Origin of the sequence: Flavonifractor sp., assembly GCF_019422385.1 — a bacterium.
In the GTDB taxonomy this organism is placed as follows: domain Bacteria; phylum Bacillota; class Clostridia; order Oscillospirales; family Oscillospiraceae; genus Flavonifractor; species Flavonifractor avistercoris.
The window spans coordinates 1-23,942 of sequence record NZ_JAHZDL010000029.1 but is presented as its reverse complement, the minus strand read 5'-3'; the positions used below and the strand labels follow the sequence as shown (position 1 = coordinate 23,942).

Genomic DNA, 23,942 nt, shown 5'->3' with positions numbered 1-23,942 from the left:
ACTTTGCAATGCAGCTCGCTGTCCACAACCGCCGCTCCAACAACTTCCCCATGAGACCGCTTAGTTGGCTTTCTCCGAACGAATTCACTGTCCAATATGTTTGACAAACCTACAATGCCCGCCGTTCCGCCGGAGAGAACCCTTCTCCCCCCTTCCGGCATAGGATGGGCAAAAAGGAGGAATGTCCCTTGGCCTCAGTTGGCACCATCATGCTCCGCGTCTACACCTCCCGGGCCCAGCTGCCGGTGCCCGGCGCCACGGTGGCGGTCACCCAGAAAAGCGGCGGCGGGCGGCACACCCTGCTGGCCGTCCGCACCACCGATGAGAACGGCCGCATCGCCCCGGTGCGGGTGGCCACCCCCGACCCAGCCGCCAGCGAGTCCCCCGGAACCCCCCACCCCTTCGCCTCCTGCGACGTCTGGGTGGAGGCGCCGGGCTACGAGATGCTCTACCTGGAGAACATGCAGGTGTTCCCCAATACGGAGACCCTTCAGGAGGTGGATCTGATCCCCCTGCCGGAGCAGGCCCCGCCCGCCTCCCGCGGTGAGACCGTCAACGTCACCCCCCAGGAGCTGTAAAGGAGGCCGCCTGTATGCCCACCACCCCCATCACCCCCTATGTACCACAGTCCATCACCGTCCACCTGGGGCCCCCCGGCGCGGACGCGGAGAACGTGACGGTCTCCTTCCCGGACTATGTGAAAAACGTGGCCTCCAGCGAGATCTACCCCACCTGGGAGCCCGCCGCCATCCGGGCCAACGTGCTGGCAATCATCTCCTTTGCCCTCAACCGGGTGTATACCGAGTACTATCCCAGCCGGGGCTACCCCTTCAACATCACCTCCAGCACAGCCTATGACCAGAAGTTCATCAAAGGACGCAGCATCTTTGAGAACATCAGCGAAATTGTGGACACCATCTTCAACTCCTACATACGCCGCATCGGGTTTGTGGAGCCACTGGCCGCCAAGTTCTGCAACGGCACCACCACCACCTGCGACGGCCTGTCCCAGTGGGGCAGCCAGGCCATGGCGGAGCAGGGCGCCGACTCCATCACCATCCTCCGCAGCTACTACGGCGACAACATCGAGATCGTCACCAACGCCCCGGTGATGGGCATCCGGTACTCCTACCCCGGCGCCCCGGTGCGGCTGGGAGACCGGGGGGAGGCGGTGCTGCGCATCCAGACCATGCTCAACCGGATCTCCCGGGACTACCCCGCCATCCCCAAGGTACAGCCGGTGGACGGCATCTTCGGGGAGGGCACCGAGCAGGCCGTGATCAAGTTCCAGCAGATTTTCAGCCTCACCCCCGACGGCATCGTGGGCAGCGCCACCTGGTATAAGCTGGTGTTCCTCTACGTGGGGGTGCTGGAGCTGGCGGAGCTGGTCAGTGAGGGCCAGACCTTCTACGCCAACGCCATCCCCCTGGAGTTCTCCGACGTGGTGGCCCCCGGGGACACCGGGGAGGAGGTGCGGGTGATCCAGTACCTGCTCTCCGTGGTGTCCGAGTTTTACAGCAACGTGCCCCCGGTGGCGGTGGACGGCGTCTACGGCCCGGCCACCCGGCAGGCCGTCATCGCCGTACAGCAGATGGCCGGCCTGCCCCAGGACGGGGTGGTGGGGGAACAGACCTGGCAGGCCCTCTACCGCCTCTATGCCGGCATCGCGGACACCATGACCGAGTACACCAACGTGATCCCCGAGCAGTACCGCCCTCAGCTGCCGGAGAGCGACGCCACCAGCCTGACCCAATACCCCGGCCGCCCCCTGACCCTGGGCAGCACGGATGCATAAGGAGGCCCACCTATGATCCGCACCGACACCCACTACATCGGCCGGCCGGTGCGCAGTTTGCAGACCATGCTGCGCACCCTCTCCTATGTCTACCCCTTCCTCCCCCGGGTCACCCCGGACGGGATCTTCGGGGAGCGCACCCTGGAGGCGGTGATGCTCCTCCAGCGGGAGTTCTTTCCCCCGGTCACCGGCCGGGTGGATCAGGGTACCTGGGACGCTATCACGGCCCTCTACCGCCAGGCGGAGCGCCGGCTGTCCGCCCCCCTGCCCGTCACCACCGGCCCCGGGGATGAGAGCGTCCACCTCAACAGCGCCCAGTCCATGTTCCGGGGGCTGGGCATCGTCCTGGACGGGGTGGAGCCGGGGGCGGTGAACGGCCGCCACGACGGCCCCACCACCCGGAACCTCCAGTGGCTCCAGCGTGCCGGGGGAAGACCCGAGACCGGCAGGCTGGATCCGGAGAGCCAGCACACCCTGGAGCAGCTGTACCGCATCTTTGTCACCCACGCCCAGTCTCCCTGGCTCACCCGGCCGGAGCTGCTGGGTGGGAGTTGAATGAAAAAGCGCGCCGGAGAGGGTTTTCCTCCCCGGCGCGCCTGCGTCTCAGGTCTCGTGATCCACGGTTTTCATCTGCTTCAGGTTGCCGATTTTCCGGCTGCGGCGCTCCAGCTCGGCCAGCACCGCCTCCAGGGGGATGTCCTGGGCCGCCAGCAGCACCATCAGGTGGTAGAGCAGGTCGGAGATCTCCTCCACCGTCCGCTCCTGCACGCCATTCTTGGCGGCGATGATGGTCTCGGCGCTCTCCTCCCCCACCTTCTTCAAAATCTTGTCCAGGCCCTGGTCGAAGAGGTAGCAGGTGTAGGAGCCCTCCTGGCGCTCCGCCTTGCGGCCCAGCACCACCTGATAGAGATCTCTCAAAACGGTATCACTCATGGTTCTTCCTCCCAAATTTCGTTGAAAAAGCAGCTTTGGGCCCCGGTGTGGCAGGTGGGCCCCTCCGGCACGCAGAGGTAGAGCAGGGTGTCGGTGTCGCAGTCGGTGACCACCTTCTTCACGTGGAGGAAGTGGCCGGAGCTCTCCCCCTTGTTCCACAGCTTCTGCCGGCTGCGGCTCCAGAACCATGCGGTCTTGGTTTGCAGGGTCAGCTCCACCGCCTCCCGGTTGGTGAAGCCCAGCATCAGCACCTCCAGGCTGCTCGCGTCCTGGATAATCACCGGGATCAGCTCTGCTTTCTGAAAGAGCTGGTCCAGATCAAAGGTTGTCTCCATCTTGCTCACCTCACCGGAATATCCCGCGCCCGCAGATACTCCTTCACCTGGGGCACGGTCAGCTCCCCGAAGTGGAACAGGGAGGCCGCCAGGGCCGCGTCGCAGCCCGTCTCCTCAAACACCTCCGCGAAGTGGGACAGGCTCCCGCAGCCGCCGGAGGCGATCACCGGGATGCCCACCGCCTCGGTCACCGCCTTTGTCATGGGCAGGTCGAAGCCCGCCTTGGTGCCGTCGGCGTCCATGGAGGTGAGGAGGATCTCCCCCGCCCCCAGGGCCTCCCCCTTTTTGACCCACTCCAGCAGATCCAGGCCCGTGGGCTTCCGCCCGCCGGCCACCACCACCTCCCAGGTGCCGTCTCCACGGCTCCGGGCGTCCACGGCCAGCACCACACACTGGGAGCCGAACCGCTCCGCCGCCTCGGTGATCAGCTCCGGCCGGGCCACCGCAGCCGAGTTGACGGAGATCTTGTCCGCCCCGGCCCGCAGCAGCTCCCGGAAGTCGTCCAGGGTGCGGATGCCGCCCCCCACCGTCAGGGGGACAAACACCTGCTCCGCCGTCCGCTCCACCACGTCGGCCACCGTCTTGCGGACCTCGTGGGTGGCGGTGATGTCTAAAAAGACGATCTCGTCCGCCCCCTGGTCGGAGTAAAACCGGGCCAGCTCCACCGGGTCGCCGGCGTCCCGGATGTTGACGAAGTTGACCCCCTTCACCACCCGGCCGTCCCGTACGTCCAGGCAGGGGATGATGCGCTTGGCTAACACTGCTCGCCCGCCTCCTTTACCGCCAGGGCCAGATCCACAGCCCCGGTGTAATACGCCTTGCCCACGATGGCCCCGTAGAGGCCCATGTCCCGCAGGCGGCGGATGTCCTCGTTGCTGGACACACCGCCGCTGGCGATAATTCGACAAGTAGTTTTCCTTTGCAGTTTCTCAAGGTGATCCCAGGACGGGCCAGTCAGCATTCCGTCTGTCTCAATATCTGTAAAGATAATCATCTTTACGCCAATCCGTTCCATGGAGACGGCGAAGTCCAGGTAGTCCAGCCCGGAGGAGTCCTCCCAGCCGGCGGTTTTGACCACGCCGTCCCTGGCGTCAATGCCCACGGCGATGCGCTCTCCGTACCGCTCCACGGCGGCCCGTACAAAATTCGGGTCACTCACCGCCGCCGAGCCGATCACCATCCGGGTGACCCCCATGGCGTCGGCGGCCTCCAGATCCGCCAGGGTGCGCAGGCCGCCCCCCAGCTCCACCTTCAGGCCGGAGTGCTCCGCCACGGCGCGCACCTCCGCCTCGTTCTTCCGGGCCCCACTGCGGGCCCCGTCCAGATCCACCATGTGAATGTACTTGGCTCCGGCGGCGGCAAAGGCCCGCGCCGTCTGGAGGGGATCCTCCGCCACCCGGTGGACGGTGTCAAACTCCCCCTTGCGCAGGCGGACTACCTGGTGATCCTTCAAGTCAATGGCAGGCAGCACAATCATCGGCTCAGCCCTCCGAAGTTCTTCAAAATGGTCAGCCCCACTTCCCCGCTCTTCTCCGGGTGGAACTGACAGCCGTACACCAGCCCGTGGTTCACCGCCGCCGTCACCGGCGCGCCGTAGTCCGTCCACGCGATCACATCCGCCGGATCGTCGGCCAGGGCGCAGTAGGAGTGGACGAAGTACACCGACGCCCCCTCGTCCAGCCCCCGGAACAGGGGGGATTCCCCGGGAAATGTCAGGGTGTTCCAGCCGATGTGGGGCAGCTTATAGGGGGTCACGATCTTTTTGACGGAGCCGTGTACCAGCCCCAGCCCCTCACAGGGCCGCACCTCCTCCCCCCGGTCAAAGAGAAGCTGCATCCCCAGGCAGATGCCCAGCATGGGCTTCTTGGCCGCCTGCTCCGCCAGCAGGCCCGCCAGGCCGGTCTCCCGGAGCCGCTCCGCCGCGTCGGGGAAGGCCCCAACGCCGGGCAGGAGGATAGCGTCGGCCCGCTCCAGCTCCGCCCGGTCACTGGTGATGCGGCTGGGCAGGCCCAGGTAGTTCATGGCGTTGGTCAGACTCTTCAGATTGCCAACCCCGTAGTCCACAATCGCTGTATAGCTCATTCCCTTGTCACCATCTCTCTCACAGAACTCCCTTGGTGGAGGTCACGCCGGTGCCGGTCACCTGCACCGCGTCCTTGATGGCCACACCCAGGGACTTGAATAGGGCCTCGGTGATATGGTGGGCATTCTTTCCATAGAGGGCCTTCATATGTAAAGTTAATCCACTGTTCATCGCCAGCGCCCGCATGAACTCCTCCGTCAGGCAGGAGTCGTAGTCCCCGATCATGGGCTGGGGCATCTCGGCGTCGAACACCAGGAAGGGCCGGTTGGAGAAGTCCAGGGCGGTGAAGCACAGGGCCTCGTCCATGGGGATGCAAGCGGAGGCAAACCGGCGGATGCCCTTCCGGTCGCCCAGGGCCCGGCTCATGGCCTGGCCCAGCACGATACCCACGTCCTCCACCGTGTGGTGGCCGTCCACCTCCAGATCGCCCTGGGCGGTGAGCTCCAGCCCCAGGCCGCCGTAAAAGGCCAGGGCGGTGAGCATGTGGTCGAAAAAGCCGATGCCGGTGTGAACCTCCACCGGCCCGCCATCCAGGCATAGACGGAGGTCGATCCTCGTCTCCTTGGTCTCCCGGGTAATCTGGGCCGTCCTCATGCTCTCCCCTCCCCTTTGTCCGCCGGGCCGTCCACGTCCTCAAACCGCACCCGGATGGAGTTGGCGTGGGCGGTCAGGTGCTCCGCCTCCGCCAGACGGATGATGTCGTTCCGGATGGGCTCCAGGCTGGCCTTGTCATACTGGATGATGCTCATGGTCTTGAGGAAGCTGTCCACGCTCAGGGGGGAGAAGAACCGGGCGGTGCCGCTGGTGGGCAGCACGTGGTCGGGTCCGGCCAGATAGTCCCCCAGGGGCTCCGGCGACCAGGCCCCCAGGAACACCGCCCCGGCATTTTTGATCCGGGGCAGCAGGGCCCGGGGATTCTCGGTCATGATCTCCAGGTGCTCCGGGGCGATCTCGTTGGCCAGGGCCGCGCAGTCCTCCAGAGTATCGCACACGATGGCGCAGCCAAAGTCCCGGAGAGATGCCTCCATGATCTCGCTGCGGGTCAGGTAGCCGGTCTGCCGGATGATCTCCCGGTCCACCGCCTCCGCCAGGGCCCGGCTGGTGGTGAGCAGCACGGCGGAGGCCAGCTTGTCGTGCTCCGCCTGACTCAGCAGATCGGCGGCCGCCAGCCTGGGATCCGCCTTTTCATCGGCGATCACCAGCACCTCGGAGGGGCCGGCCACCATGTCGATGTCCAGCTGGCCGTAGGCCATGCGTTTGGCGGCGGCCACGTAGGCGTTGCCCGGCCCCACCAGCTTGTCCACCCTGGGGATGAAGCCCGCTCCATAGGTCAGGGCGGCCACCGCCTGGGCCCCGCCCACGGCGATCACACGATCCACACCGGCAATTTTCGCGGCGGCCAGCACCGCGTCGTTCAGGTTCTCCGTGGGGGGCGTCACCATGACGATCTCCCCCACCCCGGCCACCTTGGCGGGGACGGCGTTCATCAGCACCGAGGAGGGGTAGGCCGCCGTGCCGCCGGGCACATAGATGCCCACCCGGCTCAGGCCCCGGACCGCCCGGCCCACCACGCCCCCGTCGGGGGAGCGCCACTCCTGGCTCTTGAGCAGCAGCTTTTCATTGTAGTCCCGGATGTTGGCCGCCGCCCGCTCCAGGGCAGAGAGCAGTTCTGGCGGGCAGGCCGCGCAGGCCGCCTCCAGCCGCTCCGGCGTAATCTCATAGGGCTCCGCTCCATCGAATTTCCGGGAGCAGGCCGCCACCGCCGGGTATCCGTTCTCCCGCACGTCCTCTAGGATGGCCGCCACGGCCCTGTTGATCTCCGCGCCCGCCTGGGCGGCCCGGGCCCGCATGGCCTGGAGCACCTCCCGCTCCCGCCGCCCGTCGGCTGTCACAATCTGAATCATGCTCTTCTCTCCAATTCCGCCTCACACCGGGCAATAAAGTCCTCGATGGCCTCCTTGTGCAGCTTCATGCTGGCCGTGTTGACGATCAGCCGGGCACTGACCTGGGCCACGTCCTCAATGGGCACCAGGCCGTTCTCCCGCAGGGTGGCCCCCGTCTCCACGATGTCCACGATGGCGTCGGCCAGGCCCAGGATAGGAGCCAGCTCCACCGAGCCCTCGATCTTGATGATGTCCACGTCCATGCCCTTCTTCTCGAAGAAGGCACGGGCCACGTTGGGGTATTTGCTGGCAATGCGCCGGGTCTGGTAGGTGCCGTAGAAGTCGCTTCCCTCCTTCACCGCCAGGGCGAAGCGGCACTTTCCGAAGCCCAGATCCAGCACCTCATAAAAGGTGCGGCCCTGCTCCAGAATGGTGTCCTTGCCCACGATGCCCAGATCGCACACCCCGTGCTCCACGTAGGTGATCACGTCGGGGGCCTTTGCCAGCACCGCGTCCAGGGGATAGTTGGGGATGGCGTGTACCAGCCGCCGGCCGGGGTGCTCGATGGGGGTGCAGTCCAGGCCCATGGCGGTGAACAGCTCCATACTCTTGTCCAGCAGCCGCCCCTTGGTCAGGGCGATGCGCAGTCGGTTTTCCCGGTTCACGCTCATAGCCGCACCAGCCTTTCCGCGCCGTTCTCCAGGGTGAGCACCCCGGAGGCGCCCCGCTCCCTCGCCAGCTCCATCGTCTCCTCCAGCGTCTCGCAGGGGGAGAGCTCCCGCCGGCCGCCGCCGCCCTGCTCCAGGGCGGTGAGGGCCCAGGAGAGCTGCCCCGGTTCAAAATAGACCAGCAGCTCCAGCCGGGGGGACTCCTCCAGGGGCAGGCAGCCCGCCACCGCGTCGGCGTCCACGGCAAAGCCGGTGGCAGGGGCGCTCCGGCCGAAGGCGGCGGTGAGGCCGTCGTACCGGCCGCCGGAGAGCACCGCGTTGCCCGCCCCGTCTGCATAGCCCCGGAACACCACGCCGGTGTAGTAGTCAATCTGGTGAACCAGCCCCAGATCAAACCGGATGAACGCGCCATAGCCGGCCGCCTCCAGCTCCCGGTACAGGTTCCGGAGGTAGGTCAGGGCCTCGTGCTCCCCGGCCAGCTTCTCCGCCTCGTCCAGCACCTCCACCCCGCCGAACAGGCGGGAGAGGCGGCGCAGGGCCTGACAGGCCGGACGGTCGCCGTAGGGTTCCAGCAGATCGTTGAGGGCGGCGAAGTTCTTCCCCTCGATGAGGGCGCGCATCCGCTCCACCTCGTCCTCATCCATCTCCATCCGGGCGGCCAGGTTCCGGAAAAAGCCGGCGTGGCCCAGCTCCACATGGAAGTCGGTCAATCCGCAGGAGCGCAGGGCGTCCACCGCCAGGGCCACCACCTCCAGATCCGCCCGGGCGCCGGCGGCGCCGATGAGCTCCACGCCGCACTGGGCGATCTCGCTGCTGCCCCCCCGGTGGGCATCACCGGAGCGGAATACCGTCTGGTCGTAGTAGAGCCGCTGGGGCAGCGGCAGGTTTTTCAGCTTGGTGGCCGCCACCCGGGCGATGGGGGTGGTGCAGTCGGGCCGCATCACCATGATCCTGCCGCCCCGGTCGATGATTTTCAGCATGGCCTCCTGGGGCAGCGGACTGCCCGACTGGAGAAACAGATCATAAAACTCCACCTCCGGGGTGCTGACCTCCCCGTAGCCCCGGCCCTGAAACAGGCCGGTCAGCGCCTGCCGCACCCGCCGGCGTCCCCGGCACTCGGCAAAGAGGCGGTCTCTCGTCCCCTCCGGCGTATTGATAATGGATCTCAATGGGGCTCCCCCCTTCTTACTTTATCACACTACTACGCTAATATACTATATTGTCCCCGTCCTGTCAACTGTCAAATAAAACAGCCCCCATCGGATCCGATGAGGGCTGTTGGTGTAGATTGCTTAGAGGGTCAGGCTGGGGGCGGCATAAACACGGGCCGCCAGCTCGCTGTTGAGCATGTACAGGCCCTTGGCATCGTCGCCGTAGAGCTCCATCTTTTTGATCAGATCCTCGGCGTTCTTCTCCTCCTCGCCCTGCTCCTTGACGAACCAGTCCAGGAACTGCATGGTGCGGAAGTCCTTCACGCTGTAGGCCGCGTCGTAGATGGCGTGGATCAGGCCGGTGACGTAGCGCTCGTGCTCCAGGCCGGCCTGGAGCACCTTTGCCCGGTCGGCGGGGGCGCTCTCCGGCTTGGCAACGGCCTCCAGCGCCGGGCGTACGTTGTTGTTCTGGAGATACTGGAACATGAGCATGGCGTGATCCCGCTCCTCCTGGGCCTGTACCTTGTACCAGTTGGCGAAGCCGTCCAGGCCCTCGTCCTCAAAGAAGGCGGAGAACTCCAGATAGAGATAGGCGGAGTAGAACTCCTTGTTGATCTGCTCGTTGAGCAGCTCTGCAACTTTCTTGTCCAGCATGTGCTGTCACCCTTTCTGCTTTCAGTAAGTTAAGGATAACACGGACGCTTCCGTTTGGCAACCCAAATTGTTTCCAACGGCCCGGCGCGGCGGGGACGGCATGGCCTTAAAATCCGTCGAACAGGGTGATCTGGCTGGTATCCGGCATGCCGTCCAGGGCCCCGGCGGCCTTGAGCTGCTCGATGTGGGTCTTGGACACCTTGGGGCAGGCGGTGGAGAACTCCTCAATGGAGATGAACTGTTTTCCTTTCCGCTGCTCCATAATCGACCAGGCCGCCGTCTCCCCCAGGCCGGGCACGGAGGTGAAGGGGGGCAGCAGGCTGTTCTTCTCGTTGTCGGGCAGGAAGTTCACCGCGTGGGAACGGTAGAGATCCATGTGCTCGAAGGTAAAGCCCCGGAGATAGAACTCGTACACCACCTCCAGAGTGACCAGGATATCCTCCTCCACCGGGGTGGGCTTCTCCTTGGACTCAATCTCGCGCATCTTGGCCTTGCACACATCCATGCCCTGGCACATGAAGGTGGCGTCAAAGGCCTTGGCCCGGATGGAGAAGAAGGCGGCATAGAAGGCCAGGGGCCGGTGGACCTTGAACCAGGCGATGCGGAAGGCCATCATCACGTAGGCCACGGCGTGGGCCTTGGGGAACAGGTACTTGATCTTCTTGCAGGAGCCGATGTACCAGTCGGGCACACCGGCGGCCTTCATCTCGTCCTCCGCCCCCTCGGGCAGGCCCCTGCCCTTGCGCACCGACTCCATGATCTTGAAGGCCCGCTTTTCCGGCATGCCGCAGGAGATCAGGAAGAGCATGATGTCGTCGCGGCAGCCGATGGCCTGGCCGACGGGGATGCCCTGATCCACAATCAGATCCCGGGCGTTGCCCAGCCACACGTCGGTGCCGTGGGAGAAGCCGGACAGGCGGAGCAGGATGTCGAACTGGTGGGGCTGGGTGTCCACCAGCATGCCCCGGGTGAACTTGGTGTTGAACTCGGGGATGGCCACGGCGCCGGTGGGGCCCAGGATGGGGTCGTTCTCAAAGCCCAGCACCTTGGAGGAGGTGAAGATGCTCATGGTGTCCGGGTCATCCAGGGGGATCTTTTGGGGATCCACCCCGGTGAGATCCTGGAGCATGCGGATCATGGTGGGGTCATCGTGGCCCAGCATGTCCAGCTTCAGCAGGTTGGACTCCATGGAGTGATATTCAAAGTGGGTGGTGATGATGTCGCTGTTGGGGTCGTCGGCGGGGTGCTGCACCGGGCAGAAGTCGTAGATCTCCCGGTTCTGGGGGATGACCACCATGCCGCCGGGGTGCTGGCCGGTGGTGCGCTTGACGCCGGTGCAGCCCTGGGCCAGCCGGTTCTCCTCCGCCCGGGTGATGTGCATCCCCCGCTCCTCCATGTACTTCTTCACATAGCCGAAGGCGGTCTTTTCCGCCACGGTGCCGATGGTGCCCGCCCGGAACACGTGGGTCTGGCCGAACAGCTCAAAGGTATAGCGGTGGGCGTTGGCCTGATACTCGCCGGAGAAGTTCAGATCGATATCGGGCACCTTGTCGCCGCCGAAGCCCAGGAAGGTCTCGAAGGGGATGTTGAAGCCGTCCTTCTCGTAGGGGGTGCCGCACACCGGGCACACCGCGTCCGGCATGTCCGCGCCGCAGCCCCAGCCCCCCTCCTTAGCGGCCTCGAAGTCGGAGTGCTTGCACTTGGGGCAGCGGTAGTGGGGCGGCAGGGAGTTGACCTCGGTGATGCCCGACATGAAGGCCACCAGGGAGGAGCCCACCGAACCCCGGGAGCCCACCAGATAGCCGTGGGCGAGGGAGTCCTGCACCAGCTTCTGGGCGGACATGTAGATCACGTCGTACTTGCACTTGATGATGTCCCCCAGCTCGGCGTTGATGCGGTCCACCACGATCTGGGGGGGCTCCTCGCCGTAAAGGGCTTTCGCCTTCCCCCACACCAGACCTGTCAGCTCCTCCGCCGAGTTCTCAATCTTGGGGGCGAACAGCCCCTTGGGCAGGGGCACCACGTCCTCACACCAGTCGGCCACCAGGTTGGTGTTGCGCACCACCACCTCGTATGCCTTCTCCCTGCCCAGGTAGGCAAACTCCTCCAGCATCTCGGTGGTGGTCTTGAAGTAGATGGGCAGCTCGGAGTCCGCGTCCTCAAAGCCCTTGGAGGCCAGCAGGATGTGCCGGTAGATCTCGTCCTCCGGATCCAGGAAGTGGACGTCTCCGGTGGCACATACCGGCTTGTCCAGGGCCTCTCCCAGGGCCACGATGGTGCGGTTGAAGTCCCGCAGCTCCTCCTGGCTCTGCACCATGCCCTTGCGCAGCATGAAGGCGTTGTTGCACAGGGGCTGGATCTCCAGGAAATCGTACCAGGAGGCGATGCGCTTGAGCTCGGCGAAGTCCTTCCGCTTCACCACCGCCTGGAACAGCTCGCCGGCCTCACAGGCCGAGCCGATGATCAGTCCCTCCCGGTGCTGGTTGATCAGGCTCTTGGGCATAATGGGATAGCGCCTGAAGTGCTCCAGGTGGGAGGCGGAGATGAGCTGGTACAGGTTGCGCAGGCCCAGCTGGTTCTTGGCCAGGATGATCAGGTGCTTGGGCTGGCGGCGGGCCTTGCCGCCGGAGCGCAGCCTGGTCATGGCCGGGTTGATCTGCTGGAGGGTGTGGACGCCCAGATCCCGCAGCATCTGGAAAAAGGGCACCAGCATATAGCCCACCGTGGCCGCGTCGTCGTAGGCCCGGTGGTGGTTGAAGGCGGGCAGGTTCAGGTGCTCCGCCACGATGTCCAGCTTGTGCTTGCCCAGCTGGGGCAGCAGATTCTGGGCCAAAATCAGGGTGTCGATGGAGGTGGGCTCGAAGGACCGGCCCATGCGGCGGCAGCCCTCGGCGATGAAGCCCAGGTCGAACTCCGCGTTGTGGGCGGCCAGGGGCCGATCCCCTACGAAGTCCAGGAAAGCGCTGATGGCCTCCGCCTGGGAGGGGGCCCCCTCCAGCATCTGGTCGGTGATGCCGGTGAGCTCGGTGATCTCCCGGGTCAGGGGCCGCTCCGGGTCAGCAAAGGTGGAGAACTGCCCGGTGATCTCCCCGTTTTTCAGCACCACCGCGCCGATCTCGGTGATCACGTCCCGCCGGTTGTCCAGGCCGGTGGTCTCGATGTCAAAGCAGACGATCTCCCCGTCGAAGCCCTGGTCGCCCTCCCCGTGGATGGCCACCCGATCGTCCACGTCGTTGATGAAGTAGGCCTCCACACCGTAGAGGATCTTGATGTTCTTGGCCGAGTGCCAGGCGTCGGGGAAGGCCTGGGCCACCCCGTGGTCGGTGATGGCGATGGCCCGGTGGCCCCAGGACTCCGCCCGCTTGACCACGTTCTTGTCCGGCCCCGCCTTGGGGCTCACCTGGGTCAGGGCGTCCATGGACGACATGGTGGTATGTAAGTGCAGCTCCACCCGCTTTTCCGGGGCGTCGTCGGTCTTCACCGGCTTGGAGCTCTCCATGATGGCGAAGGGCTCCAGCACCATGTCGCCGGTGAAGCGGTCGATGTTCAGCTTGCCCTGGATGAGCAGGTGCTGCCCCTTCTTCACCCCGTCCACAATGGGCTTGCCCTCCTCGCCGGGGAAGAACTTGGACACCCGCACCGAGCCGGTGTAGTCGGTCACGTCGAAGCAGATCACCCAGGCGCCCCGCTTTTTCAGCTCCCGGTGATCCACCGAGAACACGTCGCCCTCCACGATGACGGTGCCCATGTCCAGCTCCAGGCCGCTCATGGGGACGGGCTCCTTTTTGATCTCATGGCGGCCATAGAGCAGCTTGCCCCTGGGCGCGCCGCCGCCGGGCTTCTTCTCCCGGGGGCGGGCGGTCTTGAGCCCGGCCAGGGCCTTTCGCCGGATCTCCTCCGTCCGCCGGAAGGCGGCCTGGGGATCATCCGCCGGAGCGGGTGTCGGCGCACTGTCCGCCGGCACCGCCGGGGCCGTCATCCGCTCCAGAGGCGGCGCCTGCGGTATGGAGGGCGTTGGGGCCGGGGCCGGTTCCCCCGCCATGTCCAGCTCCACCTTCTCCACCCGGTAGGCCAGGGCCAGGCTTCTCTCAATCTGCCGCCGCAGCCCGTCGTCCGGCAGGCGGCTGCACGCCACCTCCGCCCGGATGGAACGGGACGCCTTGTCGATCACCGCCCGGGTCACCAGGTACTGATCCACCAGTCCAGCCAGCTCCTCCGGCGGACGCCAGGCGGAGAACAGCCGCAAAAAGGGTATCTTCTGTGCTTCTGCCATGCTCACTAACGCTCCTATGTCACAGTTCCTCAATCAGCGCAAACAGCTCGTCCACCAGGGACTCCTGGGGCACCTTCTTCACAATCTCCCCCTTCCGGAAGAGCAGGCCCTCCCCTACGCCCCCGGCGATGCCCACGTCGGCGGCGGAGGCCTCCCCGGGGCCGTTGACCACGCACCCCATCACCGCCACGGTGATGGGCTTGTCCACGCTTTTCAGCCGCTCCTCCACCTCATTGGCCAGGCCGATGAGATCGATGCGGGTGCGGCCGCAGGTGGGGCAGGCCACCAGCTCCGGCCCGTCCTTCCGCACCCCGGCGGCCTTCAGGATGTCCCGGGCGGCGTAGACCTCCTCCACCGGGTCGGCGGAGAGGGACACCCGTATGGTATCCCCAATGCCCAGGGCCAGCAGGCCGCCGATGCCCACGGCGGACTTGAGAATCCCCATCCGGGGGGTGCCCGTCTCGGTGACGCCCAGGTGTAAAGGATAATCACTTTCCTCACTCATCAGGCGGTAGGCCGCCATGGTGACCGGCACGCTGGAGGACTTGAGGGACACGCAGATGTCGGTGAAGTCGAACTTCTCCAGCAGCCTGATATGGCCGAAGGCGGACTCCACCAGGGCCTCCGGCGTGACGCCGCCGTATTTGGCCAGGATGGGCTTCTCCAGGGAGCCGCCGTTGACCCCGATGCGGATGGGGATGCCCTTTTGGCGGCAGGCGTCCGCCACCTGCCGTACCCTGTCCTCCCCGCCGATGTTGCCCGGGTTGATGCGCACCTTATCGCACCCGGCGGCCACGCACTCCAGGGCCAGCTTATAGTCGAAGTGGATGTCCACCACCAGGGGGATGTCGATCTGCTCCTTGATCGCCCCCACGGCCTTTGCCGCGGCCAGATCGGGCACCGCCACCCGGACGATCTGGCATCCGGCGGCGGCCAGGCGGCGGATCTGCGCCACGGTGGCCGCCACGTCGTCGGTGCGGGTGTTGGTCATGGACTGAATGGTGACAGGGGCGCCGCCCCCAATGGGGACGCCGCCCACGAAAATCTGTCGGGTCACGAAAATGCCTCCTTCGAGGATTTACAAAATGAACTTCCGCACGTCGCTGACGGCCACCACCACCATCAGCCCCATCAGGCACACAAAGCCCACCATGTTGATGTAGCCCAGCACCTTCTGATCCAGGGTCTTTCGGGTGATCAGGCGGTATACCGCCCCCACCAGCACGAAAAGGATCTGTCCCCCGTCCAGGGCAGGAATGGGCAGCAGGTTCATGACCGCCAGGTTGACGGCGATCAGGGCGGTGAAGCTGAGCAGATTGAGAAAGGCCCCCGCCAGTCCGGCGGCCTGGGCTCCCTGCTCCCCCATCTCTCCGGCCACCGCGACGATGCCGATGACGCCGGACATGTCGTCCAGCCCCATCGCGCCGGTGATCAGATCTCCCAGGCTGAGCCACACCGTGCGCACGTAGTCAATGGCCTGGTACCAGCCGTAGCGCAGAGTGTCCAGGGCACCCATGTCCCGCACCTCGCCCACGGTGATGCCCCGCTTGAGCACCTGCTGGCCGCTCTCGTCGATGAGGGTGCGGTAGGGCAGGTGGAGGGTGCCCAGGTCCACCCGCCGGCCGTCCCGCACCACCTCCACCGCCACGTCCTCCCCCGCCCGGTTCAGGAAGAGGATGGCATCGCTCTGGAAGTAGATGCGGTGGCCGTTGATGGAGTAAAATTCATCCCCCGGCAGCAGGCCCTGCTCCTGGATGTCCTCCGCTCCCGCCAGGTAGCCGTTCACCACCGGCAGGGAGGGCACGCCGGACACTGAGAACAAAAGCACGATGATCACCAGTCCGGCCACAAAGTTCATGAACGCCCCGGCCACCAGGATGATCAGCTTCTTCCAGGCGGGCTTATTGCTGAAAGAGCGGGGGTCGTCGGAGTTCTCCTCCTCCCCCTCCATGGCGCAGAAACCGCCGATGGGCAGGGCCCGGAGGGAGTAGGTGGTCTCCCCCTTTTTCCTGGAGAACAGCTTGGGCCCCATGCCGATGGCGAACTCCTCCACCCGCACCCCCAGGGACTTGGCGGCGATGAAATGGCCGAACTCGTGGACGGCGATGAGCACCCCGAAGAACAGAATGATCAGGACAATGGATAAAATGGTCATAGGCACCTCAAATCAGCGGTTTACCAGCGCCCGGGCGGCCTCGTCCGCCGCCAGGATCTCCTCCAGGCCGGGGGACTGGACGGCCGGAATGGCGGCCAAGGCCTCCTCCACCTTTTGGGCGATGCCGGCAAAGGAGAGCTTTCCGGCCAGGAACTGCCCCACCGCCGCCTCGTTGGCGCCGTTGAGCACCGCCGTGGCGGTGCCCCCTGTCCGGGCGGCCTCCAGCGCCAGGCGGAGGCAGGGAAAGGCCTCGCAGTCCGGGGCGTGGAAGGTCAGGGGCGGGCAGGTGAGCAGATCCAGCGGTTTCGCCACCCCCTCACTCCGGCGGGGCCAGGTGAGGGCGTACTGGATGGGCAGGCGCATGTCGGGCGCGCCCAGCTGGGCCAGGATGGCATGATCAGAGTATTCCACCAGGGAGTGAATGATACTCTCCCGGTGGATGACGATGGAAATTTTCTCCGGCGGCATGCGGTAGAGCCGCATGGCCTCGATAAACTCCAGCCCCTTGTTCATCATGGTGGCGGAGTCCACCGAGATCTTGGCCCCCATAGACCAGTTGGGGTGGGCCAGGGCCTGCTCCACCGTCACATGGGCAAGCTGCTCCGCTCTCCAGCCCCAGAAGGGGCCGCCGGAGGCGGTGAGGATCAGCCGGCGCACCTCCCCCCTGTCCCGGCAGCCCTGGAGGCACTGGAACAGGGCCGAGTGCTCCGAGTCCACCGGCACGATCTCCGCGCCGGAACGGGCGGCCCCGTCCATCACCAGCTCGCCGCCGCACACCAGGGTCTCCTTGTTGGCCAGGGCGATGCGCTTGCCCGCCTCCACCGCCGCCAGGGTGGGCCGCAGGCCCACAATGCCCACCACGGCGGTGAGCACCGTGTCCGCCTGGGGCAGGACGGCGGCCTCCAGCAGGCCGTCCATGCCGGCGGCCACCCGGATTCCGGTGTCCGCCAGGCGTACCCGCAGGTCAGACGCCGCCGCCGGATCCATCATCACCGCCAGCGCCGGGCGGAAGCGGCGGCACTGCTCCTCCAGCCGATCCACGGCCCGGTTGGCCGTCAGGGCGGCCACGGCCATATCCTCGGCCGCGATCACCTCCAGGGCCTGCCGGCCGATGGAGCCGGTGGAGCCCAGCAGGGAGATACAGCGTTTTTCCTCCACGGCACTACACCCCCACCGCGGGCAGAACGTGGAGCAGAAGCTCCATCAGCGGCGCGCAGAAGATCACGCTGTCAAACCGATCCAGGATGCCGCCGTGTCCGGGCAGAATATTGCCGAAATCCTTCAGCCCGTACTCCCGCTTGATATAGGAAAAGGCCAGATCCCCCAGCTGGGAGGCCGCGCTGCCCAGTGCGCCGTAGACGGCCAGATACAGATAGTTCACCGGTACCTGGAAGCCGAACTGGAGCACGGCGCCGTACACCACGGTACAAACCACCGCGCCGGCAAAGCCGCCCACAGCCCCCTCTACCGTCTTTTTGGGGGAGAGCTCCGGGGCCAGCTTGTGCTTTCCAAAGGCCATGCCGGCAAACAGGGCGAAGGCATCGCTGAGGAAGGCCGCCTCCAGGGGCAGGAGGATCAGGTACTGCCAGTGCTCCATCTGCCGGATGCGCAGGAAGGAGGACAGGAAGAAGGGGATCACGATGGACAGGAAAAAGGCGCCTCCCAGCTTCTCCAGGCTGATGCGCTTGTGGGCGGCGATGGCCTCTGCAAAAAGCAGCACCACATATACAAACAGGCCGCACAGGGCGGGCAGACTCTCTCCGTCGTAGTAGACCCAGAAGGGGATCAGGCCCGCCAGCACGATGGAGTAGCCGGAGATGCGGGCGTGCTTCAAAAAGCCGGTAGACCAGAGCACCTCATGCACCGAGATCATGGACAGTCCGGCAATCAGCAGGCACAGGGCCCAGGGGTAGGCAGGTGCAATTCCGTAGATGAGCACCAGCAGCAGCGGGATAAAGATCACCGCCACAAGGATTCGCTTGCCCATTGTCATACACCTCCAAACCGGCGGTCACGGCTCTGATAGGCCGCCAGCGCCCGGCACAGCTCTTCCGGCGTAAAGTCGGGCCATAACACATCCGTCATATAGAACTCGGCATAGGCCGACTGCCAAAGCAGGAAGTTGGACAGCCGCATCTCCCCGCTGGGACGGATCACCAGATCCGGATCCGGCACCCCGGCGGAGTAGAGATACTCCCCGAACATGCCCTCGGTCAGCTCCTCCGGCCGCCGGCGCCCAGCCGCACAGTCCAGAGCAAAGGCCCGGGCGGCCCGGACGATCTCGTCCCGCCCGCCGTAGTTGAAGCAGACGTTGACCTGCATGCCGTCATACCGCTTGGAGATCTCGTTGGTTCGGTCGCACATCTCCCGGAGCTCTCCGGGCAGAGGCTCCAGATCCCCGAAGAAGTGGAGCTTGATCTTATCCCGCTCCATCTTCTGGATGGACTCCAGCAGATATTTTTTCAGCAGGCCCACAATGGCGGAGACCTCCTCCAGCGGCCGCTTCCAGTTCTCCGTGGAGAAGGCGTAGACGGTGAGATACTCCAGCCCGATGTCCTTGCAGTAGGTGGCGATGGTACGGAAGATCTCCGCCCCGGCGGCGTGGCCCGCCGTGCGGGGCAGGCCCCGGCGCTTGGCCCAGCGTCCGTTTCCGTCCATGATAATGGCCACGTGGCGGGGCAGCCGGGAAAAATCCACCGTCGGCTCATCCTTCGGTTGAGTTGGTTTGATAAAAGCCATGATGAAACCCTACCTGGTCACATGAATAGGGGTGCGGGACACACAGGTGTCCCGCACCAGGATAACGTATTGCCGTTTTTCGGCTCAGACCGCCATCAGCTCCGCCTCTTTCTTGGCGGTGAGCTCGTCGATCTGCTTGCAGCGCTTCTCGGTGATGTCCTGAAGCTCCTTCTCGTAGTCCTTCCGGTCGTCCTCGGTGATCTCCGACTTCTTCTCCATGGCCTTGAACTTGTCCATGGCGTCCCGGCGGATGTTGCGGATGGCCACCTTGCCGGCCTCGCCGTACTTGCGCACCTGCTTGGTCAGCTCCTTGCGGCGCTCCTCGGTGAGCTGCGGGAAGGCCAGGCGGATCACCTTGCCGTCATTCTGGGGGTTGATGCCCAGGTCGGAGGTCTGGATGGCCTTCTCAATGGCCTTGAGCAGGGTGCCATCCCAGGGCTGGATCATCAGGCTGCGGGGGTCGGGGGAGGAGATGGCCGCCACCTGGTTCAGGGGGGTGGGCGCGCCGTAGTAATCCACAGTGATCTTGTCCAGCACGGCGGCGTTGGCCCGCCCGGCACGGACGCTGGCGAAATCGCTCATGACCACGTCAATGGTCTTCTGCATCTTTGCATCGAATTCCTTGTTGACCTCTTTCATTTCACGGTTCCTCCTTAACAATGGTTCCAATTTTCTCTCCCATGACGACCCGGAGAATGTTCTCCGGATCCTTCAGTGCGAACAGAATGACCGGAATCTTGTTGTCCATCGACAGCGACGTGGCGGTGGAATCCATGACCTGGAGGTGCTGGGCCAGCACGTCGTCATAGGTGATGGTATCGTACTTCACCGCAGTGGGATCCTTTTTGGGGTCGGCGCTATAAACGCCGTCGATGTTCTTGGCCAGCAGGATGGCGTCCGCGTCGATCTCCGCGGCCCGCAGCACCGCCGCCGTGTCGGTGGAGAAGAAGGGATTGCCGGTGCCGCAGCCAAAGATGACCACCCTTCCCTTCTCCATGTGCCGGATGGCGCGGGAGCGGATATAGGGCTCGGCCACGGCGCGCATCTCAATGGCGGTCTGCACCCGCACATCCACCCCCTTCTGCTCCAGCACGTCGGCCACGGCCAGGGCGTTGATGGTGGTGGCCAGCATGCCCATGTGGTCGGCCCGGGTGCGCTCCATCCGGTCGCCGCCGTCCTTGAGGCCGCGCCAGAAATTGCCGCCGCCCACCACGATGCCCACCTGGACACCACAGTCTACACACTTCTTGATCACGTCGCACACGCTGCCGATCACGTCGAAGTCCAGGCCCCGGCCGGCCCCGCCGGCCAGCGCCTCGCCGCTCAGCTTCAGAAGAACCCGCTTGTACTGCGGTTCGCTCATACTGTCATCTCCTTTGAGGGGATTATGGAGTCCTCTCTATTTTAATATAAACCGGCCTATAATGCAATCATTACCGTCAGAATAATTTACAGTCCTGCCCGCCGCTGGGCCCGGGCAAAAAAATCGGCCCGGCGCACTCCCGCGTCGGGCCTTTGACCTGTGTATCTCCCTGTTTCCATGCAAATCTGGGTGTCCTGCCCCTCAGGAGCGGCGGAAATCGTCCACAACATCGGCCAGATGGAGCGGTGAGAGTCCGGCAATGTTGCAGCTCTCGGCCAGCCGGTTCACTTCCTGGAAGTCCGTGGAAATCCGACCCACGCTGACGCCATTTGTCCCCCGAATTCCGTACATGTGCGGGCGGGAGGCCACGTCCAGAAATACACAATAGGTCTTGTGATGGTTTCTCATGGTTAGCTCTCTCCTCATTCCTACAACTTTTCCGGTGATAAACGACAGATTTTGACCAGGTTTTTCCGGTTTCTCTGGTATAATCCACATTGCGCTACAGCCTATCCTCTCTCAGCCATCCCCCTTATCTTGCGTTTTGCCCCAGAGCCTATCACTATATTATGTATTTTCCGCCGTTTGTCAACCGGATCCGCCCAATTGACCCGGTTGCCCGGGCTTTTTTACCAGATCCGGTTAACACTGCGGGAGGTGCTCCTCTTGTCCATGACAGAGAAACTGGCCTACATCAAAAAACTCCGGCACCTGACCACGGAGGAGATTGCCCGGCACTCGGGGGTGCCGGTGGGGACGCTGAACAAGATCTTCTCCGGGCAGACCAGACATCCCACCGCGGAGCCCATGGCCCGGCTGGCCCAGAGTCTCCGTGTGCCCATCCGCTACCTGCTGGACGACGCCCTGCCCCTGGAGTGCTACATCAGCCTCAACGGAAGCGACGGCCCCATCCTGCTCTCCGACGAGGAGATCCGCCTGCTCATGCGCCTGCGGGAGCTGGAGCCCCGCAGCAGGCGTGCGATGGGGATCATGGCCGAGCTGCTGGGCGCCCCTGCGCCCTGCCTGGCCGGCGGCATTGCCACGCGCCACCTGTTCTGTTTCCTGGCCGCCGGCTCTGAGGCGGAGAACCCGGCCTGGGGCGTGCTCCGCCCCCGTCCCGTCCTGATCCCGGAGCCGGACACCGCCGCCCGGGAGGCCGACTTTGCCGTCCTCCTGCCGGACGGAAGCCTGGAGCCCCTCTATTCCGCCGGGGCTGTCCTGCTCTGCCGGAGGGAGCGCACTCTCCCCCGCCAGGGATATGCCCTCTTTCTTCTCAACGGCGCGCCTCTTCTCCGCCGCCTCTACCGGCGCAACGGCGCCTCCAAGCTGGTGGCCCCCAATGTGGACTTCAAGGCCATCCCCGTCGGGGACGGGGACTGCCTGGAGTATATCGGCACGATTATCGGCCAAGCCAAGCACTGCCGGTGGGAGTAGCGGCCGCACCGTCCCCCCTCCCCCGCCGTCCTCACTCTTTATTTATTAAATTTTAAGAAAATTTTCATTTTTTGTCTTGACACTTCCCGGGGTTCCGCTAGTATATTAAGAGATTTCTTTCTATTTTCTTGCAAACCCCTTAAGAAGGATGTGTTGACGATGAACAAGCGGAAAATCCTGAAGCGGCTGATCATCGCCGCCGTCTGCGTGGTGTGCGCAGTGGTGGTGTTTGAGATCGTCGTCCGGGTCATGATGGACTCGGAGATGCGCAGCCGGGATGACTGGAACGTACAGGTGGGCGAGCATCAGTACACCAGCGAGGAGCGGGCCGTGTCGGTCTACGACGCCTCGGTGAAGTCCACCATCTCTGTCTCCCGGATCGTCCCAGACGAGTATGAGGAGGACGGCTTTACATACTACGACGAGGGCGTTCAGCAGCGCCTGGGCCAGCAGTTGATGGAGATGGTCGGACAGGGCGCCTCCATGGACGCCCCCCTGGCGGTTCTGGATCCCTTCGGCACCGGGAGCAACGGTCTGCTGCTCTCCTTCCAGACCGAGCGGCGCAGCCAGATCCGCTACACCGTCCACACCACCAGCGTTGATCTGCCGGACTACACCGCCGTGGCCCAGAGCTCGGCGGACGGCAATTCGTTCAGCCGGAACCACTGCTTCCTGCTCATCGGCCTGGTTCCCGGCGAGACCAATGAGGTCACCCTGGAGGCCCTGGGAGAGCGGGGCCGGGTTCAGCAGACCGTTACCTTCACCATAGAGATGCCGGAGGCCATCTCCGGCTACGCCAACCATCTGGACACCACCGACGGGGACAGCACGGCGGCCCTCACCGACGGGCTCTACTACGCCATGGGCTTGGGTGACTATTACGGCTATACCTTCTTCTTCGACAACGACGGCGTGCTGCGCTATGAGATGGTGCTGGAGGGCTTCCACTCCGACCGCTTCCTCTACACCGACGGCGGGCTCTACACCTGCGTCAGTAGCCGCAAGATCGCCCTCATGAGCCCCCTGGGACAGGCCGTCCGGGTGTACGACCTGGGCCAGTATGAACTCCACCACGACATCAACTGGGGGCCCGACGGCACCATTCTGGCCCTGGTCAACGACACAGAGCAGGACACCGTCATGGACGTGGTGGTCTCCCTCAACCCGGAGACCGGCGAGGTGTCCGAGGTGGTGGACTTCTCCGAGCTGATGGACGGCTACTACGGCGAGATGACCCACCCGGTGCCTATCACCGGCGGCTCCTTCTGGCAGGCCGGCGAGGACGACTGGCTCCACCTGAACTCTGTGCAGTACATGGAGAAGGACGACAGTATCCTGGTCAGCTCCCGGGAGACCTCCACCATCATCAAGGTCAGCGACATCCAGGGCACCCCCACCCTCTCCGCCTTCATCGGCGACCCGGCATTCTGGGCGGACACCCCCTATGCAGATCTGTGCTATGCCATGGACGGCGACTTCGTGGCCCAGTACGGCCAGCACGATGTGGAGCTGGTGGCGGACGACAGCCTGGAGGACGGCCAGTACCTGCTGCGCATGTATGACAACAACTACTGGAGCCTGAGCACCCGGGACGGCTACGATCCCGAGCTGGCGGACAGCGTCAGCACCTCCCTCACCAGCGGCGACGCCTCCTATATCACCTTCTACCTGGTGGACGACAACACAAAAACCTTCTCCCTGGTGGAGCAGCACGCGGTACCCTACTCCGCCATCGTGTCCAACGCCCAGGAGATCGGCGGCAACTTTGTGGCCAACAGCGGTGTGGCCCACCAGTTCGGCGAGTACGACAGCGAGGGTACTCTGATCCGCTCCTTCGACTACGACTGCATGATGAACGGCTACCGGGTCATGAAGGGCGATTTCGTCGGCTACTGGTTCCAGGAGACTGACGCATAATCTGTTCCAAATCACAAGGGCCGCCGGCGGTTGCCGGCGGCCCTCTCTGTTATCTCTGCTTTTGTTCGTCGATCATCTGGTGCAGGCAGGCCAGGGCGTCGGACAGGCCGCCGATGGCGTCGATGAGCCCGATGCGCACCGCCTCCTCCCCGTAGATCACGCTGCCCACATCGGCGGCCAGCTCCCCCGTCTGGAGCATCAGTTTTGTAAAGTCCTCTCGCTTCACAGCGCTGTTGCGGGTGACGAACTGGATGATCCGCTCCTGGATGCGCTCAAAATAGGTAAAGGTCTGTGATACGGCGATCACCAGGCCGTTGAGCCGCACCGGGTGGATGGTCATGGCCGCCGAGGGCGCGATAAAAGACCGCTTGGCCGACACCGCCAGGGGCACCCCGATGGAGTGGCCGCCCCCCAGCACCAGGGAGACGGTAGGTTTGGACATGGAGGCAATCAGCTCCGCAATGCCCAGCCCCGCCTCGATATCGCCCCCCACTGTGTTGAGGAGCACCAGCAGGCCGTCCACCTCGTCGCTCTCCTCAATGGCCGCCAGCAGGGGCAT

At 64.7% G+C, this 23,942-nt stretch carries 25 protein-coding genes; 5 read left to right on the top strand and 20 right to left on the bottom strand.

The window, feature by feature from the left end; all coding sequences use genetic code 11:
* Positions 1-188: 188 nt before the first annotated feature.
* The 3 genes from QZ378_RS05770 to QZ378_RS05760 are packed head-to-tail and all read left to right on the top strand — an operon-like array spanning position 189 to position 2,350.
* Positions 189-578 carry a spore cortex-lytic protein gene (locus QZ378_RS05770; RefSeq protein ID WP_291257616.1) on the top strand — a complete coding sequence of 130 codons (390 nt, stop codon included), beginning with the start codon at positions 189-191 and terminating at the stop codon, positions 576-578.
* A gap of 14 nt (positions 579-592) precedes the next feature.
* Complete coding sequence (locus QZ378_RS05765) at positions 593-1,795, top strand: peptidoglycan-binding protein (protein WP_291257615.1); 1,203 nt, start codon at positions 593-595, stop codon at positions 1,793-1,795.
* A gap of 12 nt (positions 1,796-1,807) precedes the next feature.
* A complete protein-coding gene (locus QZ378_RS05760; RefSeq protein ID WP_291257614.1) occupies positions 1,808-2,350 on the top strand; it encodes a peptidoglycan-binding protein in 543 nt (180 codons plus the stop codon).
* A 48-nt stretch (positions 2,351-2,398) separates the two neighbouring features.
* Here the strand turns inward: QZ378_RS05760 and hisE are convergent, their stop codons facing one another.
* The 19 genes from hisE to QZ378_RS05665 all read right to left on the bottom strand — a co-directional run bounded on the left by hisE (position 2,399) and on the right by QZ378_RS05665 (position 20,440).
* Positions 2,399-2,728, bottom strand: a complete 330-nt coding sequence (gene hisE / locus QZ378_RS05755) for a phosphoribosyl-ATP diphosphatase (protein ID WP_291257613.1) — start codon at positions 2,726-2,728, stop codon at positions 2,399-2,401.
* Positions 2,725-3,063, bottom strand: coding sequence for a phosphoribosyl-AMP cyclohydrolase (hisI, locus tag QZ378_RS05750; RefSeq protein ID WP_291257612.1), 339 nt, complete (start codon positions 3,061-3,063; stop codon positions 2,725-2,727). Before hisI ends, hisE begins: the two co-directional genes overlap by 4 nt.
* Before the next feature lie 5 nt (positions 3,064-3,068).
* Positions 3,069-3,824, bottom strand: coding sequence for an imidazole glycerol phosphate synthase subunit HisF (gene hisF / locus QZ378_RS05745; RefSeq protein ID WP_191528685.1), 756 nt, complete (start codon positions 3,822-3,824; stop codon positions 3,069-3,071).
* Entirely contained in the window at positions 3,818-4,540 is a 723-nt protein-coding gene (hisA, locus tag QZ378_RS05740) for a 1-(5-phosphoribosyl)-5-[(5-phosphoribosylamino)methylideneamino]imidazole-4-carboxamide isomerase (protein ID WP_291257611.1), read from the bottom strand. Before hisA ends, hisF begins: the two co-directional genes overlap by 7 nt.
* Positions 4,537-5,145, bottom strand: a complete 609-nt coding sequence (gene hisH / locus QZ378_RS05735) for an imidazole glycerol phosphate synthase subunit HisH (RefSeq protein ID WP_291257610.1) — start codon at positions 5,143-5,145, stop codon at positions 4,537-4,539. Before hisH ends, hisA begins: the two co-directional genes overlap by 4 nt.
* A gap of 19 nt (positions 5,146-5,164) precedes the next feature.
* The gene (gene hisB, locus QZ378_RS05730) at positions 5,165-5,740 is read right to left on the bottom strand and encodes an imidazoleglycerol-phosphate dehydratase HisB (RefSeq protein ID WP_291257609.1); all 576 of its coding nucleotides are present in this window, start codon (positions 5,738-5,740) and stop codon (positions 5,165-5,167) included.
* On the bottom strand, positions 5,737-7,050 hold the full coding sequence (gene hisD / locus QZ378_RS05725; RefSeq protein ID WP_291257608.1) for a histidinol dehydrogenase: 1,314 nt from the start codon (positions 7,048-7,050) through the stop codon (positions 5,737-5,739). Before hisD ends, hisB begins: the two co-directional genes overlap by 4 nt.
* Entirely contained in the window at positions 7,047-7,694 is a 648-nt protein-coding gene (hisG, locus tag QZ378_RS05720; protein WP_291257617.1) for an ATP phosphoribosyltransferase, read from the bottom strand. Before hisG ends, hisD begins: the two co-directional genes overlap by 4 nt.
* Positions 7,695-7,696: 2 nt before the next feature.
* Positions 7,697-8,866: an ATP phosphoribosyltransferase regulatory subunit gene (gene hisZ, locus QZ378_RS05715; protein ID WP_087236581.1), complete on the bottom strand. Its 1,170-nt coding sequence runs from the start codon at positions 8,864-8,866 to the stop codon at positions 7,697-7,699.
* Positions 8,867-8,989: 123 nt separating this feature from the next.
* Entirely contained in the window at positions 8,990-9,502 is a 513-nt protein-coding gene (locus QZ378_RS05710) for a ferritin (protein ID WP_191378728.1), read from the bottom strand.
* A gap of 106 nt (positions 9,503-9,608) precedes the next feature.
* Positions 9,609-13,775 carry a PolC-type DNA polymerase III gene (locus QZ378_RS05705; protein ID WP_291257607.1) on the bottom strand — a complete coding sequence of 1,389 codons (4,167 nt, stop codon included), beginning with the start codon at positions 13,773-13,775 and terminating at the stop codon, positions 9,609-9,611.
* Between the two features lie 19 nt (positions 13,776-13,794).
* Entirely contained in the window at positions 13,795-14,832 is a 1,038-nt protein-coding gene (gene ispG / locus QZ378_RS05700; RefSeq protein WP_291257606.1) for a flavodoxin-dependent (E)-4-hydroxy-3-methylbut-2-enyl-diphosphate synthase, read from the bottom strand.
* Between the two features lie 21 nt (positions 14,833-14,853).
* A complete protein-coding gene (locus tag QZ378_RS05695) occupies positions 14,854-15,930 on the bottom strand; it encodes an RIP metalloprotease (protein ID WP_291257605.1) in 1,077 nt (358 codons plus the stop codon).
* Between the two features lie 12 nt (positions 15,931-15,942).
* Entirely contained in the window at positions 15,943-17,088 is a 1,146-nt protein-coding gene (locus QZ378_RS05690; protein WP_291257604.1) for a 1-deoxy-D-xylulose-5-phosphate reductoisomerase, read from the bottom strand.
* Between the two features lie 4 nt (positions 17,089-17,092).
* Positions 17,093-17,917 carry a phosphatidate cytidylyltransferase gene (locus tag QZ378_RS05685; protein ID WP_291257603.1) on the bottom strand — a complete coding sequence of 275 codons (825 nt, stop codon included), beginning with the start codon at positions 17,915-17,917 and terminating at the stop codon, positions 17,093-17,095.
* 2 nt (positions 17,918-17,919) lie between these two features.
* Entirely contained in the window at positions 17,920-18,669 is a 750-nt protein-coding gene (locus QZ378_RS05680; RefSeq protein WP_291257602.1) for an isoprenyl transferase, read from the bottom strand.
* A gap of 84 nt (positions 18,670-18,753) precedes the next feature.
* Positions 18,754-19,308, bottom strand: coding sequence for a ribosome recycling factor (frr, locus tag QZ378_RS05675; protein WP_191378722.1), 555 nt, complete (start codon positions 19,306-19,308; stop codon positions 18,754-18,756).
* A 1-nt stretch (position 19,309) separates the two neighbouring features.
* A complete protein-coding gene (gene pyrH / locus QZ378_RS05670) occupies positions 19,310-20,032 on the bottom strand; it encodes a UMP kinase (RefSeq protein ID WP_087236564.1) in 723 nt (240 codons plus the stop codon).
* 201 nt (positions 20,033-20,233) lie between these two features.
* The gene (locus QZ378_RS05665) at positions 20,234-20,440 is read right to left on the bottom strand and encodes a DUF6514 family protein (RefSeq protein WP_191378721.1); all 207 of its coding nucleotides are present in this window, start codon (positions 20,438-20,440) and stop codon (positions 20,234-20,236) included.
* A 264-nt stretch (positions 20,441-20,704) separates the two neighbouring features.
* Between QZ378_RS05665 and QZ378_RS05660 the strand changes: the two genes are divergently transcribed.
* Together QZ378_RS05660 and QZ378_RS05655 are read left to right on the top strand one after the other, a co-directional pair.
* On the top strand, positions 20,705-21,466 hold the full coding sequence (locus QZ378_RS05660; RefSeq protein WP_291257601.1) for a helix-turn-helix domain-containing protein: 762 nt from the start codon (positions 20,705-20,707) through the stop codon (positions 21,464-21,466).
* Positions 21,467-21,625: 159 nt separating this feature from the next.
* A complete protein-coding gene (locus QZ378_RS05655; protein WP_291257600.1) occupies positions 21,626-23,383 on the top strand; it encodes an aryl-sulfate sulfotransferase in 1,758 nt (585 codons plus the stop codon).
* Positions 23,384-23,432: 49 nt separating this feature from the next.
* On the opposite strand, the gene QZ378_RS05650 is transcribed toward QZ378_RS05655, so the two are convergent.
* Positions 23,433-23,942 (bottom strand): ATP-dependent Clp protease proteolytic subunit (locus tag QZ378_RS05650; RefSeq protein WP_291257599.1); only part of this gene is annotated, 510 nt, incomplete at its 5' end.

Excerpts from the sequence above, each read along its gene's own strand:
- QZ378_RS05765 (WP_291257615.1), top strand. The coding sequence starts at position 593 with ATGCCCACCACCCCCATCACCCCCTATGTACCACAGTCCATCACCGTC.
- QZ378_RS05760 (WP_291257614.1), top strand. The coding sequence starts at position 1,808 with ATGATCCGCACCGACACCCACTACATCGGCCGGCCGGTGCGCAGTTTG.
- hisE (WP_291257613.1), bottom strand. The coding sequence starts at position 2,728 with ATGAGTGATACCGTTTTGAGAGATCTCTATCAGGTGGTGCTGGGCCGC.
- hisI (WP_291257612.1), bottom strand. The coding sequence starts at position 3,063 with ATGGAGACAACCTTTGATCTGGACCAGCTCTTTCAGAAAGCAGAGCTG.
- hisA (WP_291257611.1), bottom strand. The coding sequence starts at position 4,540 with ATGATTGTGCTGCCTGCCATTGACTTGAAGGATCACCAGGTAGTCCGC.
- hisH (WP_291257610.1), bottom strand. The coding sequence starts at position 5,145 with ATGAGCTATACAGCGATTGTGGACTACGGGGTTGGCAATCTGAAGAGT.
- hisB (WP_291257609.1), bottom strand. The coding sequence starts at position 5,740 with ATGAGGACGGCCCAGATTACCCGGGAGACCAAGGAGACGAGGATCGAC.
- hisD (WP_291257608.1), bottom strand. The coding sequence starts at position 7,050 with ATGATTCAGATTGTGACAGCCGACGGGCGGCGGGAGCGGGAGGTGCTC.
- QZ378_RS05710 (WP_191378728.1), bottom strand. The coding sequence starts at position 9,502 with ATGCTGGACAAGAAAGTTGCAGAGCTGCTCAACGAGCAGATCAACAAG.
- QZ378_RS05705 (WP_291257607.1), bottom strand. The coding sequence starts at position 13,775 with ATGGCAGAAGCACAGAAGATACCCTTTTTGCGGCTGTTCTCCGCCTGG.
- QZ378_RS05695 (WP_291257605.1), bottom strand. The coding sequence starts at position 15,930 with ATGACCATTTTATCCATTGTCCTGATCATTCTGTTCTTCGGGGTGCTC.
- QZ378_RS05685 (WP_291257603.1), bottom strand. The coding sequence starts at position 17,917 with ATGGGCAAGCGAATCCTTGTGGCGGTGATCTTTATCCCGCTGCTGCTG.
- QZ378_RS05680 (WP_291257602.1), bottom strand. The coding sequence starts at position 18,669 with ATGGCTTTTATCAAACCAACTCAACCGAAGGATGAGCCGACGGTGGAT.
- frr (WP_191378722.1), bottom strand. The coding sequence starts at position 19,308 with ATGAAAGAGGTCAACAAGGAATTCGATGCAAAGATGCAGAAGACCATT.
- pyrH (WP_087236564.1), bottom strand. The coding sequence starts at position 20,032 with ATGAGCGAACCGCAGTACAAGCGGGTTCTTCTGAAGCTGAGCGGCGAG.
- QZ378_RS05665 (WP_191378721.1), bottom strand. The coding sequence starts at position 20,440 with ATGAGAAACCATCACAAGACCTATTGTGTATTTCTGGACGTGGCCTCC.
- QZ378_RS05660 (WP_291257601.1), top strand. The coding sequence starts at position 20,705 with ATGACAGAGAAACTGGCCTACATCAAAAAACTCCGGCACCTGACCACG.
- QZ378_RS05655 (WP_291257600.1), top strand. The coding sequence starts at position 21,626 with ATGAACAAGCGGAAAATCCTGAAGCGGCTGATCATCGCCGCCGTCTGC.